The 15,718-nt window shown below is 59.8% G+C and carries 18 protein-coding genes and 1 pseudogene; 15 read left to right on the forward strand and 4 right to left on the reverse strand.

Annotated elements, in window-relative coordinates; translation table 11 throughout:
- Positions 1–16: 16 nt before the first annotated feature.
- Together HSS18214_RS19690 and HSS18214_RS18170 are read left to right on the forward strand one after the other, a co-directional pair.
- Positions 17–205: pseudogene (locus tag HSS18214_RS19690) on the forward strand (glutathione S-transferase N-terminal domain-containing protein); the annotation flags it as partial.
- Positions 206–238: 33 nt separating this feature from the next.
- Entirely contained in the window at positions 239–607 is a 369-nt protein-coding gene (locus HSS18214_RS18170; RefSeq protein ID WP_272942918.1) for a glutathione S-transferase family protein, read from the forward strand.
- 77 nt (positions 608–684) lie between these two features.
- Here HSS18214_RS18170 and cheZ read toward each other — a convergent pair whose 3' ends face one another.
- The 3 genes from cheZ to ribA all read right to left on the reverse strand — a co-directional run bounded on the left by cheZ (position 685) and on the right by ribA (position 2,724).
- A complete protein-coding gene (gene cheZ / locus HSS18214_RS0111255; protein ID WP_016915398.1) occupies positions 685–1,371 on the reverse strand; it encodes a protein phosphatase CheZ in 687 nt (228 codons plus the stop codon).
- A gap of 248 nt (positions 1,372–1,619) precedes the next feature.
- Positions 1,620–1,739 (reverse strand): hypothetical protein, encoded by a 120-nt coding sequence (locus HSS18214_RS19585; protein WP_237718615.1) that lies wholly within the window; start codon positions 1,737–1,739, stop codon positions 1,620–1,622.
- A gap of 349 nt (positions 1,740–2,088) precedes the next feature.
- Complete coding sequence (gene ribA / locus HSS18214_RS0111265; RefSeq protein WP_016915399.1) at positions 2,089–2,724, reverse strand: GTP cyclohydrolase II; 636 nt, start codon at positions 2,722–2,724, stop codon at positions 2,089–2,091.
- A gap of 218 nt (positions 2,725–2,942) precedes the next feature.
- On the opposite strand from ribA, the gene hemE reads away from it, so the two are divergent.
- From hemE to HSS18214_RS0111305, 8 genes are all read left to right on the forward strand, one after another.
- Positions 2,943–4,058, forward strand: coding sequence for a uroporphyrinogen decarboxylase (gene hemE / locus HSS18214_RS0111270; protein WP_016915400.1), 1,116 nt, complete (start codon positions 2,943–2,945; stop codon positions 4,056–4,058).
- Entirely contained in the window at positions 4,055–4,915 is an 861-nt protein-coding gene (speE, locus tag HSS18214_RS0111275; RefSeq protein WP_016915401.1) for a polyamine aminopropyltransferase, read from the forward strand. Before hemE ends, speE begins: the two co-directional genes overlap by 4 nt.
- 87 nt (positions 4,916–5,002) lie before the next feature.
- Positions 5,003–6,013 (forward strand): amino acid ABC transporter substrate-binding protein, encoded by a 1,011-nt coding sequence (locus HSS18214_RS0111280; protein WP_016915402.1) that lies wholly within the window; start codon positions 5,003–5,005, stop codon positions 6,011–6,013.
- 226 nt (positions 6,014–6,239) lie between these two features.
- Positions 6,240–7,265 (forward strand): amino acid ABC transporter substrate-binding protein, encoded by a 1,026-nt coding sequence (locus HSS18214_RS0111285; protein ID WP_016915403.1) that lies wholly within the window; start codon positions 6,240–6,242, stop codon positions 7,263–7,265.
- 98 nt (positions 7,266–7,363) lie between these two features.
- A complete protein-coding gene (locus HSS18214_RS0111290; protein WP_016915404.1) occupies positions 7,364–8,554 on the forward strand; it encodes an amino acid ABC transporter permease in 1,191 nt (396 codons plus the stop codon).
- 21 nt (positions 8,555–8,575) lie between these two features.
- On the forward strand, positions 8,576–9,676 hold the full coding sequence (locus HSS18214_RS0111295; protein WP_016915405.1) for an amino acid ABC transporter permease: 1,101 nt from the start codon (positions 8,576–8,578) through the stop codon (positions 9,674–9,676).
- A gap of 86 nt (positions 9,677–9,762) precedes the next feature.
- Positions 9,763–10,491 (forward strand): amino acid ABC transporter ATP-binding protein, encoded by a 729-nt coding sequence (locus HSS18214_RS0111300; RefSeq protein WP_039179251.1) that lies wholly within the window; start codon positions 9,763–9,765, stop codon positions 10,489–10,491.
- 97 nt (positions 10,492–10,588) lie between these two features.
- Positions 10,589–10,981 carry a RidA family protein gene (locus tag HSS18214_RS0111305; protein ID WP_016915407.1) on the forward strand — a complete coding sequence of 131 codons (393 nt, stop codon included), beginning with the start codon at positions 10,589–10,591 and terminating at the stop codon, positions 10,979–10,981.
- Here the strand turns inward: HSS18214_RS0111305 and HSS18214_RS0111310 are convergent.
- The gene (locus HSS18214_RS0111310; protein ID WP_016915408.1) at positions 10,978–11,571 is read right to left on the reverse strand and encodes a histidine phosphatase family protein; all 594 of its coding nucleotides are present in this window, start codon (positions 11,569–11,571) and stop codon (positions 10,978–10,980) included. The genes HSS18214_RS0111305 and HSS18214_RS0111310 overlap by 4 nt on opposite strands.
- A gap of 157 nt (positions 11,572–11,728) precedes the next feature.
- Here HSS18214_RS0111310 and phnD point away from each other — a divergent pair, with 157 nt between their 5' ends.
- The 5 genes from phnD (at position 11,729) to HSS18214_RS0111335 (ending at position 15,682) form a co-directional block, all read left to right on the forward strand.
- Positions 11,729–12,718, forward strand: coding sequence for a phosphate/phosphite/phosphonate ABC transporter substrate-binding protein (phnD, locus tag HSS18214_RS0111315; protein WP_016915409.1), 990 nt, complete (start codon positions 11,729–11,731; stop codon positions 12,716–12,718).
- Between the two features lie 54 nt (positions 12,719–12,772).
- Entirely contained in the window at positions 12,773–13,564 is a 792-nt protein-coding gene (gene phnC / locus HSS18214_RS0111320) for a phosphonate ABC transporter ATP-binding protein (RefSeq protein ID WP_016915410.1), read from the forward strand.
- A 1-nt stretch (position 13,565) separates the two neighbouring features.
- On the forward strand, positions 13,566–14,366 hold the full coding sequence (phnE, locus tag HSS18214_RS0111325; protein ID WP_016915411.1) for a phosphonate ABC transporter, permease protein PhnE: 801 nt from the start codon (positions 13,566–13,568) through the stop codon (positions 14,364–14,366).
- Positions 14,360–15,169 (forward strand): phosphonate ABC transporter, permease protein PhnE, encoded by an 810-nt coding sequence (gene phnE / locus HSS18214_RS0111330; protein WP_016915412.1) that lies wholly within the window; start codon positions 14,360–14,362, stop codon positions 15,167–15,169. Before phnE (HSS18214_RS0111325) ends, phnE (HSS18214_RS0111330) begins: the two co-directional genes overlap by 7 nt.
- Positions 15,170–15,250: 81 nt before the next feature.
- Positions 15,251–15,682 carry a host attachment protein gene (locus HSS18214_RS0111335; protein WP_026001891.1) on the forward strand — a complete coding sequence of 144 codons (432 nt, stop codon included), beginning with the start codon at positions 15,251–15,253 and terminating at the stop codon, positions 15,680–15,682.
- Positions 15,683–15,718: the final 36 nt, after the last annotated feature.

A 15,718-nucleotide genomic window follows, 5' to 3' on the forward strand; every position in this document is an offset into this window, starting at 1 on the left:
TTTCCCTAACTCCCGCTCGCTGCGTGCCGCCTGGACGCTGGAAGAGCTGGGCCTGGCGTACCAGTGCCACCACGTAGCCCTGGACCAGGGCGCGGGGCAAAGCGCCGAGCATCTCGCCCGCCACCCGGATGGCAAGGTACCCGTGCTGGAAGACGGCGAACTGACGCTGTTCGAATCCGCACCCATCTGCCGCTATCTCGCCGAACGGTACGGCGAAGGCCAACTGCTGCCACACAGCGTGGAGGAACGCGCCCAGGTAGATCAGTGGCTAAGCTTCATCGTCACCGAGATCGAGCAGCCGCTGTGGCTGCAGGCCAAGCACAAGTTCGCCCTGCCTCAGGACAAGCGGGTGCCCTCCGTACTGCCCACCGCCGCCTGGGAATTTCAGCGCGCCCTGACCGCCCTGGAGCGCCGCTACCACGGCCAGGAGACGCTGGTGGGCGATACCTTCACACTGGCCGACCTCTTCCTGACCCACACCTTGAGCTGGGCAGCGAGCATGAAACACCGCCTGCCGGAACCGCTGGTGGCCTACCGCGCCCGCCATGCCTACCGCCCGGCGCTGGCCCGCGCCGCGGAGAAAGAGCAGACCGCAGCCGAGCGTTAATCCATCGCTAAACGCTTTCAAAAACCATTGCTGGCAACGCATGGCAATGGTTTTGGCTCGATGTCGCTTGGCTTGGTCTAAAAGCCCAGCTCATCCAGCAGATCGTCTACTTGTTCCTGCCCTGCTACCACATCTGCCTTATTTTGGTTCACCTGCGGTCCATTCCGCAGCTTGGCATGCTCATCTCGGCTATCTTCCACCTTAACGCCATCGGTGACATGGGGCACATTATCGACAAGCACCTGAACAAGCTGCTCTTCGATGAGCTTGATGACCTCCATCATTTTCTTGATCACCTGCCCGGTGAGATCCTGGAAGTCCTGAGCCATCATGATTTCAAGCAGCTCTTTTTGCGTCGCCCCGGTTGCGCTGGGAAGTTTGTTGTTCAAAAAGTCCTGAGTGTCTTCGAGGAGGCTGGGATCCCCCTCTATCGCCGCCAGCTTCACTGCCGCTAACTGCCAGCGCTCATTAAGTGCGGCGCCCTCTTCCTCAAGACCGTCTTGTAACGGCTGAGCACGCTCAACGGCATTCAATGCCCGCTCTGCGGCCTGCTCCGTCATGGAGGCGACATAGTTTAGACGGTCATTGGCATCCGGTATCGCTTGCGCCGCCTGGGTGATCTGCTGATCCAGGCCCAGCTCTTTCATGCTGTCCCGCAGCAGTCGCGTTAAGTGGCCTATGCGCTGCACCATCTCATCAGTACTGTCTTTTTTGCCCAGCACCGACGGCATGGTCGTGTCGTGGGCGTTGTTAACAGTGCTCATGACAATCCTCTTGTTGGAAAAATCTTGTTGAATTTCACGTGTATTACTTTCGCAGTCGCCATCAATATACGCACCTGTAAAAGAAACACTCTGCATGCTTGTTAAAGGGACGATTACCCATTAAAGCGGGCTATTGACCACTAATTCAACTTACAGACTGGTTTTCTGCAAAATGAGGCATTAATTTCCTGCTCAACAAGCATGCACTCGCCTTGATGATACGGCAGAGAATGCCAGCCCATGAGGTGTTAGTGCGAAGCGAAAGAGTTATATGGCAAGACAGCAGTGTAAACAGCAAAATAATGGCAGACGCTGCCCGCAATCACAAAAAGATGCCAGATTGCATGATTATAGGGGATTGTGCGCACAGCATAGAAAATGACCCCCAGCGTATAGGCCCCCCCCAGCAGCCAGCAAAGCCATGCTGGTCGTTGATAGGTTAGCCGTCATTTCCCCGGTCGCCAGGACGATCATCCACCCCATCAACAGATAAATCGCCACACGCAGTATCGAAAAACGCTGAGGCCATAGCAGTCTGCAGGCAATACCCACCAAGCTGAGTACCGCACCAATGCCATGGGTAACGCTGTGCAGCCACTCTTCGAGGGGGCTGAACTTCCCCTGCTCTTCAAGCGACGGTTCATGCACGCCGACATACGATTCTTTTCGTACAGCTTTCATACTGGGGCGCTCCCGACATCTGACGCCCCACTATTATCACCCCTTGCGCTCGATATCCACATCGCTGGCCTGGGTGAAGTCATCCAGCGCCATCATGTGGCCCAGCTTGCCCGCCTTGGTGGCCAGGTACTGCTCGTTATGCGGGTTGAGGCCGGTGGTGATGGGCTGACGCTCCACCACGTTGACCCCATCGCGGGTGAGCGCATCGACCTTGCGGGGGTTGTTGGTCATCAGCTTGAGGGCGGAGACGCCCAGGTGCTCGAGCATCGGCACGCAGAGATCATAACGGCGCATGTCGGCACCGAAGCCGAGCTGCTCGTTGGCCTCCACGGTATCCGCCCCCTGGTCCTGCAAGTGGTAGGCGCGAATCTTGTTGAGCAGGCCAATACCGCGCCCCTCCTGACGCAGGTAGAGCAGCACCCCGCGACCTTCGCTGGCAATGCGCTTGAGGGCTTCCTGCAGCTGGTAGCCACAGTCGCAGCGCATGGAAAACAGCGCATCGCCCGTCAGGCACTCGGAGTGCACCCGCCCCAGCACCGGCGCGCCATCGCTCACATCGCCCAGGGTGAGCGCAATATGGTCTTTCCCCGTGGCATCGTCTTCGAAGCCATGCATGGTGAACGTGGCCCAGGGGGTGGGCAGCCGGGAAGCGGCGATGAAGCGAATGGTCACGGATTACCTCACAGATGAACCAGGCCAGTTATCCACATCAGTGTTGGCAAGTGGGCGCATAGTCTAACAGGAAGTGGCGCAAGCCTCACGATTGGCCGGGGTGCGACGATGTTGGCCAGCCAACAGGCGCCACCGCTGCCCAACTTCACGTACAATTCCTATCGTCGGATGTGCTGACTCCCTTACAATGCGGGCAAATTTTCCAAGAGCAAGTGTTTATGACCACCACACCTTTGCAGAACGACCGTTTTCTTCGCGCGCTGGCGCGCCAGCCTGTCGACCGCACTCCGGTGTGGATGATGCGTCAAGCGGGCCGTTACCTGCCCGAGTACCGCGCCAGCCGCGCCGATGCGGGCAGCTTCATGGACCTGTGCCGCAATCATGACCTGGCCTGTGAAGTCACCCTGCAGCCGCTGGAGCGTTACCCGCTCGACGCCGCCATTCTGTTCTCGGACATTTTGACCATCCCCGATGCCATGGGGCTGGGCCTGTACTTCGAAACCGGCGAAGGCCCCAAATTCAAGAAGACCGTACGCACCGCCGAAGAAGTCGCCGCGCTCACCGTGCCCAATGCCGAGCGCGACCTGGACTACGTGATGCGGGCGGTCTCCACGATCCGTCGTGAGCTCAACGGCCGCATGCCGCTGATCGGCTTTTCCGGCAGCCCCTGGACACTGGCTACCTACATGGTCGAAGGCGGCTCCAGCAAGGACTTCCGTCACCTGAAGACCATGCTGTACGACACGCCCGACACCATGCACCAGCTGCTGGACACCCTGGCGCAAGCGGTCACCGACTACCTGAACGCTCAGATTCGCGCAGGCGCTCAAGCGGTACAGATTTTCGATACCTGGGGCGGCGCGCTGTCCACACCGGCCTACCTGGAGTTCTCGCTGCGCTACATGGAGCAGATCGTCTCCGGGCTGATCCGCGAGCACGATGGCCGTCGCGTACCGGTGATTCTGTTCACCAAGAACGGTGGTCAGTGGCTGGAGCACATTGCCTGCGCCGGTGCCGACGCATTGGGCATCGACTGGTCCACCGAGCTGTCCGACGCCCGCGCCCGCGTGGGCCACAAGGTGGCCCTGCAGGGCAATCTGGACCCCAACGTGCTGTTTGCGCGCCCTTCGGCCATTCGTGCGGAAGTGGCTCGCGTACTGGAGAGCTACGGCCACGGCCCTGGCCACGTTTTCAATCTGGGCCATGGCATCAGCCAGTTCACCAACCCTGATCACGTCACCGCCTTCATGGAGGCGCTGCACGACTTGAGCCCGCAGTACCATCAGGGCATCCCGACTCAATCGAACGACTCATGCCCAGGAGCCAAGCAATGAGCGACCTACGCGACGACCAGTGGTTTACCGAAGTCTTTGATAGCCACGGCAGCGCTTTCTCGCTGAAAGTTTCTGAAAAACTGCTGGATGTGCAAAGCCCCTACCAGCACCTGGAAGTGTACGCCACCGAGACTTACGGCAACCTGATGGTGCTGGACGGCTGCGTGATGCTCACCGACCGCGACAACTTCCTGTATCACGAAATGATCGCCCACCCGGCGCTGTTCACCCATCAGGACCCCAAGCGCGTGGTCATCATTGGTGGCGGCGACTGCGGCACCTTGAAAGAAGTGCTGCGCCATCCGGGCGTCGAGAAGGTCACCCAGATCGATATCGACGAGGAAGTCACCAAGGCCGCCGAGCGCTTTTTCCCCGAACTCGTGGAAGCCAACGGCGACCCCCGCGCCGAGCTGCTGTTTGCCGACGGCGTGAAGTGGGTCGACGACGCAACCGATGAGAGCATCGACCTGCTGATCATCGACTCCACCGACCCGGTCGGCCCGGCCGAAGGCCTGTTCAAGACCGACTTCCTGAAACGCTGCCACCGTATACTGAAAAGTGGCGGTGTGATGGTGCAGCAGAGCGAGTCGCCGCTTTACCATAGCGGTTCGATCATTCGCGAACTGCGCAACGACATGCGCGAAGCGGGCTTCGACAGCGTGGCCACCTTGCCCTTCCCCCAACCGGTCTACCCCTCTGGCTGGTGGAGCGTGACGTTGGCAGGTAAGGGCACCAGCGTTGAAAGCTTCCGCGAAGAAGCTGCCGCCAGCCACGAAATGCCGCTACAGTACTACACAGCAGAGGCCCATCGTGGAGCCCTGGCGCTGCCCCCCTTCATGCGCAAAGCCTTTGCGTGAGAGCGGGCATCGTTAGTGGAAGAGCCGGGCGCTGCTCGGCTTTTTTATGCGCGCAGATCGGCGCGCTTCGACGTCAAGGAATCACACATGAAGAGTGTTCGTTGGTTGGGAGTAGGGGCCAGCCTGTTGGCACCGGCCATCGCCATGGCCAGCACGCTGGACACCGTCCAGAATCGCGATAGCCTGCGTTGCGGCGTGAATGCCGCCCAGCCCGGTTTCTCGTCACTGGATGACGACGACCAGTACCGGGGCCTGGATACCGACATCTGCCGCGCCATTGCCGCCGCCGCGCTAGGCGATGCTAACAAGGTGGACTTCGTGCCGCTGGACTCCGTGGAGCGCTTCACGGCCCTTCAGTCCGGTGAAGTGGACGTGCTGTCACGCACCACCACCTGGACCTCCAGCCGCGATACCACGCTGGGCATGCACTTTACCGGCGTCAGCTATTACGACGGCCAGGCCTTCATGGTGGCCAGCGACCTGAACGTACAGAGTGCCAAGGAGCTGGACGGCGCCGCGGTATGCACCCAATCGGGCACCACCAGCGAACTGAACCTGTCCGATTACTTCAGGGTTCACGGCATGACCTATGATGCCGTGGTCTTCGACTCTCCCGAGCAGTCGATTGCCGGGTTCGAAGCAGGCCGCTGCGACGTGCTGAGCTCCGATGCCTCGCAGCTCTATGCTCAGCGGATGCAGCTGGCCGACCCCGACATGGCCGTGGTGCTGCCCGAGATCATCTCCAAGGAGCCGCTAGGTCCCGCCGTGCGCCAGGGCGATGACCAGTGGTTCAACATCGTCAAGTGGACGCTGTTTGCCATGCTCAATGCCGAAGAGCTGGAGGTCAGCCAGGCGAACGTGGACGAACAGCTCGATAGCGACGACCCTGACGTGCAGCGCCTGCTGGGCCAGGATGGCGATTTCGGCAGCGCCATGGGCATCAGCGCCGATTGGGCCTACCAGGTCGTCAAGCAAGTGGGTAATTACGCCGACGTTTATGACCGCAATGTCGGCTCAGGGTCGGACTTCAACATTGCCAGAGGCCTCAACGGGCTCTGGAAAGACGGCGGTATTCAGTACGCCCCGCCGATTCGCTGATCGGCGAACGTCAGTAGCTTTCTCCCCGCGCCAGCGGCTACGCACCAAAACAGAGCATCGCGTAGCCGCTGGAACTCTTTTTTGCACCAATACTTTCGATAAATTCGCTGATTTTACGTTGAAAACCGCTGAATTTGCCGACATATCTTTTTTGGCACCTTCCTTGCTAGCTTTTAGGCATGCATCGACATGCATAACATCATTAAATCGAGGAAGGGGAACACACATGGTTAACAAGAAACACCTGGTACTGCTTGCCTCTGCGGGTGCAATTACGCTGGCCGGTATCGCTACCGCGCAGGCGAACACATTAGAAGAAACTCGCTCTCGCGGTGCCGTACAGTGTGGCGTTAGTGATGGCTTGCCAGGTTTTTCCGCGCCGGACGATAGCGGCGAATGGCAAGGTCTCGATGTTGACGTATGTCGTGCCGTCGCCGCTGCCGTACTGGGCGATGCCGACGCCGTTAACTATATCTCCCTGAACGCCGTCGAGCGCTTTACCGCACTGCAGTCTGGCGAAGTCGATGTTCTGTCCCGTAACACCACCTGGACCACCACCCGCGATACCACGCTGGGTCTCAACTTCACCGGCGTCAACTTCTACGACGGCCAGGGCTTCATGGTCTCCACTGACCTGGGCATCTCCAACGCCTCCGAGCTGGATGGTGCCGCCATCTGTATCCAGTCCGGTACCACCACCGAGCTGAACCTGGCGGACTACTTCCGCGCTAACGGCATGGAATTCGACCCCATCGTTTTCGATACGTCCGAGCAAACCGTCGGTGGTTTCCAGGCAGGCCGTTGTGACGTTCTGACCTCTGACACCTCTCAGCTGGCCGCGCTGCGTATTCAGCTGGACGACCCGTCTGCCGCCATGATCCTGCCCGACGTCATCTCCAAGGAGCCGCTGGGCCCCGTGGTACGTCAGGGTGACGACCAGTGGTTCAACATCGTCAAGTGGTCGCTGTTCGCCATGCTCAACGGTGAAGAGTACGGTGTGACCAGCGAAAACGCCGAAGAGATGCGCGATTCCGATAACCCGGACGTGGCTCGCCTGCTGGGTCAGGACGGCAACTACGGTGAAGGCATGGGTCTGGATGCCGAGTGGGCCTACAACATCCTGAGCCAGGTAGGTAACTACGGAGAAAGCTTCGAACGTAACGTCGGCATGGATTCACCGCTGGAAATCGAACGGGGCGTCAACGCTCTGTGGAACCAGGGTGGCTTCCAGTACGCACCGCCGATTCGCTAAGCGTCTCGCTTGACCCCGGCCCGCCGTCCCTTGCCAGCATCACTCAAGGGTACCGGCGGGCCATTTGATTGACCTTCCGTGTAGCGGAGACGCCATCCATGTCCGTAAGACCTAACGCTCGCCCCGTTGGCCAAAAGCCTCCGTTCTGGCGAGACCGCGCAAAGCGTGCGCTGATCTTTCAGTTTCTACTCATTGCAGCCGTTATTGCGTTCCTGTTCTATATCGTCGGTAATGTTCAAGACAACCTATCCTCTCGCGGGATCACTACCGGGTTCGGTTTTCTTAACAACACCGCAGGCTTCGGGATCGTTCAAAGTCTGATCGACTACTCCTCCCAAAGCACCTATGGCCGCACTTTCTTCGTGGGCCTGCTGAATACCCTGTTGGTGGGTGCACTGGGGGTCATTGCCGCCACCATCGTTGGCTTCATCGTCGGGATCGCCCGCCTGTCACCCAACTGGTTGATCGCGCGGCTGGCCACGGCCTATATCGAAACCTTCCGTAATATTCCGCTGCTACTGCAGATTTTCTTCTGGTACTTTGCCGTATTGCGGACGCTACCCAGCGCCCGTGACAGCCTGGCGTTCGGTGAGGTCATCTTTCTCAACGTGCGCGGCCTGTACCTTCCCGAACCGTTATTCGAGTCCGGGTTTGGGCTGATTCCGGTCACGTTCATTGCGGCGATCATCGCCAGCATTGCGCTGGTGATCTGGAACAAGCGCCGTCAGGAGGCCACGGGGAAGCGCCTGCCAGCCTACTGGATCTCCTTCGCGATGATTTTCGGCCTGCCCCTGCTGGTGATGTTTGCCACCGGTGTGCCGATCACCTGGGATGTCCCCGAGCTGCGCGGTTTCAACTTCCGCGGCGGTGTCACCGTCATTCCCGAGTTCCTGGCGCTGTGGTTCGCGCTTTCGATTTATACGGCTGCGTTCATTGCCGAAATCGTGCGCTCTGGTATTCAGGCCATTTCCCATGGCCAAACCGAGGCCGCACAAGCGCTGAGCTTGCCGCGTAACCTGGTGCTACGCTTGGTGGTCATTCCGCAGGCACTGCGGGTCATCATCCCCCCGCTCACCAGCCAGTACCTCAACCTGATCAAGAACTCGTCGCTGGCCACCGCCATTGGCTACCCGGACCTCGTTTCGGTCTTTGCGGGCACCACGCTGAACCAGACAGGCCAAGCCATCGAGGTCATTGCCATGACCATGGCGGTTTATCTGACCATCAGTCTGCTGGTCTCCATGTTCATGAACTGGTTCAACGCCCGTGTGGCGCTGGTTGAACGCTAGGCCGTTGGCGAGGACACTCCAATGATTCATAACCAAACGATGATCGAGCCAAGGCCAGCGCCCGGCAACTCCGTGGGCCCCGTGGCATGGCTACGCAGCAACCTGTTCAACGGTCCGATCAACACGATCTTTACCCTGATCGGCCTGTATATTCTCTACCTGCTCGTAGTACCGACGGTGCAATGGGCGTTCATCAACGCCGATTGGGTAGGCACCTCCCGCGAAGACTGCTCCCGGGAAGGCGCCTGCTGGGTGTTCATCAACGCACGCTTCACCCAGTTCATCTACGGCCTGTACCCGCGCTCGGAAATCTGGCGTGCCAATATCGTCTTTGCCGGGTTCTTCACCCTGATTGCCTGGCTGGCGATTCCACGCCTGCCCTTCAAGCGCTGGGTGGCCGTATTTGCGCTGGTCGGCTTCCCCGTGATCGCCTACGTGCTGCTGCACGGCGGCTATTTCGACCTGCCGCGTGTGCCGACCCATCGCTGGGGCGGCCTGATGCTGACCCTGCTGCTGGCTACCGTGGGCATGGTAGGTGCGCTGCCGATCGGTATCGTGCTGGCCCTGGGGCGGCGTTCGAACATGCCCATCGTCAAGAGCTTCTGCGTCATCTTTATCGAGTTCTGGCGTGGCGTGCCGCTGATCACGGTGCTGTTCATGGCCTCGGTGATGCTGCCGCTGTTCATGCCTACCGGGGTCAGCGTGGACCGTCTCGTGCGCGCCTTGATCGGCCTGACGCTGTTCCAGAGCGCCTACATGGCCGAAGTCATTCGCGGTGGTTTGCAGGCCATTCCCAAAGGGCAGGAAGAAGCCGCCGCGGCCCTCGGCATGACCTACTGGAAGCGCATGGGTCTGATCGTACTGCCTCAGGCTCTGAAAATGATGATTCCTGGTATCGTGAACACGTTCATTTCGTTGTTCAAAGACACTACCCTGGTCATGATCATCGGGCTATTCGATCTGCTGGGGATCGTGCAAGCGGCACTGGCCGACTCGCGCTGGCTGGGCTTCTCGCTGGAAGGCTATGTCTTTGCGGCCTTCATGTTCTGGATCTTCTGTTTCAGCATGTCGCGCTACAGCCAGTATCTGGAACGCAGGCTACACACCGGCCACAGGCGTTAACGCCGCTTTTATCAACGATTTTTTAGCAGGATAGTGACATGACACAAGCAGCTTCCCATAACCCTGGCACCGGTACTTCGGATCTGATGGTCGAAATGCGCGGCGTCAACAAGTGGTACGGCGATTTTCACGTGCTGCGCGACATCTATCTGGAAGTGAAGCGCGGCGAACGGATCGTCATTTGCGGGCCGTCCGGCTCGGGCAAGTCCACCATGATTCGCTGCATCAACCATCTGGAAGAGCATCAAAAGGGCGAGATCGTGGTCGGCGGTGTGCCGCTGACCCAGGACGTGAAGCGTATCGAGCAGATTCGTCGCAGCGTTGGCATGGTGTTCCAGCACTTCAACCTGTTCCCTCACCTCACCGTGCTGGAGAACTGCTGTATCGCCCCCATGTGGGTACAGAAAAAGCCGCGCAAAGAAGCCGAAGAGCAGGCCATGCGCTACCTGCAGCGGGTACGCATCGCCGAACAGGCCAAGAAATATCCCGGCCAGCTTTCCGGTGGTCAGCAGCAGCGGGTCGCCATTGCCCGCTCGCTGTGCATGCACCCGGACGTCATGCTGTTCGATGAGCCAACCTCGGCCCTTGACCCGGAAATGATCAAGGAAGTACTGGACGTCATGATCGAACTGGCCGAAGAGGGCATGACCATGCTCTGCGTGACCCATGAAATGGGCTTCGCCAAGACCGTGGCCGACCGCGTGATCTTCATGGACCAGGGGCAGATCATCGAAGAAAACGCTCCAGAGCCGTTCTTCAACAACCCGCAGTCCGAGCGCACCCAGCTCTTCCTGAGCCAGATTCTGGGGCATTGATTCGACTGCCAGCGCGTCATAATGCGTAACGTGGGCCTCAGCTGAGGCCCATTTTCATGGCCCTTCTGAATACCCCACATCACACCAGAGAGTCATCATGGAAAAACTGTTCATCGACCGCGCCCCACAGCCCATTGCGCCGTTCTCTCACGCCTGCCGCGTGGGCGACCTGGTGTTCATCACCGGCCAGATGCCGACCGTGCCGGAAACCAACGAAATGCTGCTGGGCACCTTTACCGAACAAACCCATCGAGTCATGCAGAACCTGGCCATCGTCCTGGAAGAGGTGGGCAGCAGCTTCGAGTACGTGGTTCAGTCACGGGTTTTCATTACCAACATGGGCCACTTCGATGAAGTGAACCAGGTCTACGCCAGCTACTTCGAGAAACCGCTCCCCACCCGTACCTGCATCGGCGTCACCGGCCTGGCAGGCGGTGCCGACGTGGAAGTCGACATGATTGCCTGGATTCCCCCCAGGGAAGGCGCCTAACCGCCTACCAGCGTGATGCTGGCCGGGGCCAGCGCGAGCTGCTCACGGTGCTGGGTCAATGGCTTGCCTGCCAGCGCCGTGAGCAGGATCTGCAGCGGGTCGCCATGGCTCACCACCAGCACCGTTTCCCCTTGCCAGCGCAGCTCCAGTGCTTCCAGCGCCGCGCACATGCGCGCTGCCACACTGGTGAGCGGCTCTACCTGCCACTGCCGATGCGCGGCACTCTGGGCATCCTGCGCCCATACCTCGGGGTAATGGCTATCTGCCTGGCCTTCCAGCTCGCCAAAATGGCGTTCTCGCAAGCGCTCGTCGATGGCCATGCCCAGTCGAAAAGCGCTGGCTACCCGAGTAGCGGTTTGGGTCGTGCGTAAAAAGTCCGAATGCACCACCTGGGTGGGCGCCGGCCAACGCCAGTCCGCCAACGCTTCGACCAACTGCCGTTCGCCTTCGGGCGACAATCCATAGGCGTCTATTCCTCGCTCGGGGGAGCTGATGATTCGCCGCTGAGCGTTGGCCTGGCTGTGACCATGGCGCATCAACAGGTAACGGTTGCGCCAATGGTAGGAGGGGGTCAGGAAAGTGTTTGACATATCTTTGTAACAAACCCTAGATTGAGAATGTTCGTTTTCGAAAAATAAACATCTGCATCTTCAAATGTCCATTAGCGAAACGCAGGCTGATCACAACATCACCTTGCAGCGACGGTGGGCATCACGCAACAACAATAACGCACATAAGAGGCTTCTCATGAAAACGCCATCCTGGCCCAAGCGTCCGCTGGCTCTGCTCACTGCGGTTTCGCTTCTCCCGCTGGCACTGCTTGCCAGCCATGCCCAGGCCGACTGTGAACGCGGCGCCCTGGACACACTTTACTGCGATGAAAATGGCGACATGGTCGCCGACCGCCCGGCCGATGAGTCAAGCTGGGCCAACCCCAGTACGCTGATCTTCGCTTATACCCCCGTTGAAGACCCTGCCATTTACTCCGACATCTGGCAGCCGTTCGTCGACCACCTTTCCGAGGTTACGGGCCGCGACGTGCGCTTCTTTGCAGTGCAGTCCAACGCTGCCCAGGTGGAAGCCATGCGCAGCGGCCGACTGCACATTGCCGGGTTCTCGACCGGCCCGACGCCCTTTGCCGTGAACCTGGCCGGGGCCGTGCCTTTCGCTCTGATGGGCTCTGACGATGGTCAGTTCGGCTACACGCTGCAAATGTTCACCCATGTCGACTCGGACATCGAGTCCCTGGAAGACTTGAAGGGTAAGCGCGTCGCGCATACCTCCCCCACCTCCAACTCCGGCAACCTGGCACCGCGGGCACTGCTGCCCGAGCTGGGTATCACCCCGGATGAAGATTATGAGGTGGTCTACTCCGGCAGCCATGACCAGTCCATGTTGGGCGTGGTGGCCCGCGACTATGACGCCGCGCCGGTTGCCTCCGAAGTGGTCGAGCGCATGGCCGCGCGTGGCCTGTACGACGAAGAGGACGTACGGCTGATCTATGAGTCCGACCGTTTCCCGACCACCTCTTACAACTACGCCCACAACCTGCACCCGGACCTGGTCGAGAAGATCGAAGAGGCGTTCTTTACCTTTGACTTCGTCGGCACCGAGCTGGGCGAGGAGTTCGAAGGGGTCGAGAAATTCATTCCCATCAATTACCAGGAACACTGGCAGGTGATTCGCACCATCCAGGCCGCCAATGACGTGCGCTACACGCGGGAAAACCTGGAGTAGCCTGGTCGCGCCGCCCTGGCGGCGCGCTTTTATCGAGCGAATGGATGTGCACCCATGCTGGAAATTACCAATCTGGTCAAACGCTATGGCCACAGTGAGCCCGTTCTCAAGGGCCTGGACCTCAAGGTAGAAGGCGCAAGCGTCGTGTCGATCGTGGGCGCATCAGGGGCGGGTAAAAGCACCATGCTGCGCTGTATCAACCGGCTGGTGGAGCCCTCGTCAGGCTCCATCAAGCTCAATGGCACGGAGCTGGTGAATATCAGAGGCGCCGAGCTGCGCCGTGCCCGGCGCAAGATCGGCATGGTCTTTCAAGGGTTCAACCTGCTCGATCGGCTGACGGTCATGGAGAACGTGCTGGCGGGCCGACTCGGCTATGTGAGCCTTTATCAGGCCATTTCGCGGCGCTACCCCCAAGCCGACATCGAGCGTGCGTTCATGCTGATGGAGCGCGTGGGGATTGCCCATTACGCCAACAAGCGCGCTGACGAGCTGTCTGGCGGCGAGCGCCAGCGGGTAGGCGTGGTGCGTGCGCTGATGCAGGAGCCCGACCTGCTGCTGGCGGATGAGCCTACCGCTTCGCTGGACCCGAGAACATCCGAGCAGATCATGATGCTGCTGCAGAGCCTGGCCAGCGAGCTGTCGCTGCCGGTGCTCATCAACATCCACAACGTCGCCCAGGCCAAGACCTACACCGAACGCATCGTGGGGCTGCGGCATGGCAAGATGATTTTCGATGGCCTGCCGAGCGACTTCAACAAGGAGGCACTGGACGCCATTTATGGGGGCATCGAGGCGCCGGACGAATCGGTCAGTGAACAGCCCGACCCTGCGGCGCAAGGGGCCTGACATGACGACTCCCCCTACTCCACGCACCTGGAAAAAGCCGCCTTTCATCGCCAACCCCGTTCTCCGCTACGGGCTCATGCTGATCGCCCTGGCGTATCTGGTCTGGGCGTTTGGCTCGCTGCCCTTCAACTGGGCCCGTATCTCCGAAGGCCTGCCCCGGGCGGCGCGTATTTTCAGCGGTGGCTTTCCGCCCAGCTTCGAACGTTTCGGGCTGCTGCTGACCGGCTTTAAAGAGAGCTTCCAGATCGCCATTCTGGCCACCTTGCTGGGCGTGCTGCTCTCGATCCCTTTTGCGGTCATGGCTGCCCGCAATATCGCGCCTCTGCCGATCTACCTGATCGGTCGCAGCATCATCATCGTGTCACGCAGCTTTCACCCGGTCATCGTGGCCATCCTGTTCGTTGCTGCGGTGGGCTTTGGCCCGCTGGCAGGTATCCTGACCCTGACCCTCTACTCCATCGGCTTTGTCGGCAAGCTGCTTGCCGAGGAGATCGAGGAGATCGACTGGGGCCAGGTGGAAGCCATGCGTGCCGCTGGCGCCGGGTATCTGGCCACGCTGTTCTATGCGGTGTTTCCGCAAATATTGCCTCGCCAGGTGGGTCTCTCCATGTATCAGCTGGACAGCAACCTGCGCGCGTCGGCCGTGGTGGGCATTGTCGGTGCCGGAGGCATTGGCGGCACGTTGATGAACGCCTTCGGGCGCTACGACTACGACTTTGCATTCGCCATTCTGCTGATCATCATTGCGGTGATTCTACTTAGCGAAGGCATCAGCGGCTGGGTGAGGAAAAAAATATGGTAGATCACGCACAACAACTCGCCGACCGGGTCTGGCAGCGTTACGACCGAAAAGAGCGGCTGATCCGCTATGCCGTCCTGCTGGCCACCTTGATGCTGGTGTTCTGGGCCGTTCGCGATATCGATATTTTCTGGCCCTGGGTGTGGGACGCGCCGAATCAAATCTCGGGGCTGGGCGCACGCATGTGGCCACCCAGCAGCGCCGGGCTGGCCAACATCCTGAATGCTCTGCTGGAAACCGTGCATATCGCCACCCTAGCCACGTTCATCACCATCTTTCTGGCGCTGCCAGTGGCCTACATCGCTGCCCAGAACACGACACCGAACCGGGCCTGTTTGTGGCTGGGGCGCTTTATTCTGGTCTCCAGCCGCTCGGTGAACACCATTATCTGGGCACTACTGTTCGTGGCGATTTTCGGCCCCGGCGTACTGGCCGGTATTCTGGCCATCGTGTTTCGCTCCATCGGCTTCATCGGCAAGCTGATGGGCGAAGCCATCGAAGAGATTGACCGCCGTCCCGTCGAGGCCATGGAGGCCACCGGCGCCTCGAAGGCCAAGGTGGTCGCTTACGCCATCGTCCCGCAGGTCATGCCCGCCTTTTTCGCCATCGTGATTCTGCGCTGGGATATCAATATCCGCGAATCCACCGTGCTGGGCCTGGTAGGCGCCGGAGGGATTGGCGTGATCCTGCAAGGTGCCATCGATACATTCGCCTGGCCGACCGTGGCCACCATCCTGATCGCCATTATCGTGCTGGTACTGATCGGTGAAGCCATTACCAGCGTGCTGCGCCGCAAAGTGCTGTAAAGCCGCCAGGCAAGTGTTTGACCTAACCCCAAACGCTTGCCATGGTTAAAGGGTAATCAACGACATGGAGGACGTATGACGATGACCACCTATATCGTGGTAGCCGACGCAGCACGCGCCAGGATCTTTACCCGTGACGCTCTGGAACTCGCCGAGCAGGAGAGCATGGTGCATGCGGCAGGCAGGCTGCATGAAGGCGACCTGATCACCGACCGCCGTGGTGCAGACGTGCATGAATCCACGTCCACCACGTCACGCTCGTCAGGTGAAGAGGGCGCCGCTTCTCGGCATGAAAATGAGCTATTTGCCAAGGAAGTCGCCCAACGGCTCTATGCTGCTCGCGTCGATAACCGCATGGAAAAGCTGATCATGGTGGCCCCGCCCAAGTTCCTCGGGTTGCTGAGGGAGAAACTCGACAACCCCACCCACAAACTGGTGATCCATACCCTCTCCAAGGACCTCAGCAAAGCCTCGCTGTCGGATATTCAGGAAGCCGTCAGCGACTTGCGCTGACGCCCCCCAAAGAAAAATTATTCGACTAAAGAAGTG

Source organism: Vreelandella stevensii S18214 (assembly GCF_000275725.1).
Lineage (GTDB): Bacteria > Pseudomonadota > Gammaproteobacteria > Pseudomonadales > Halomonadaceae > Vreelandella > Vreelandella stevensii.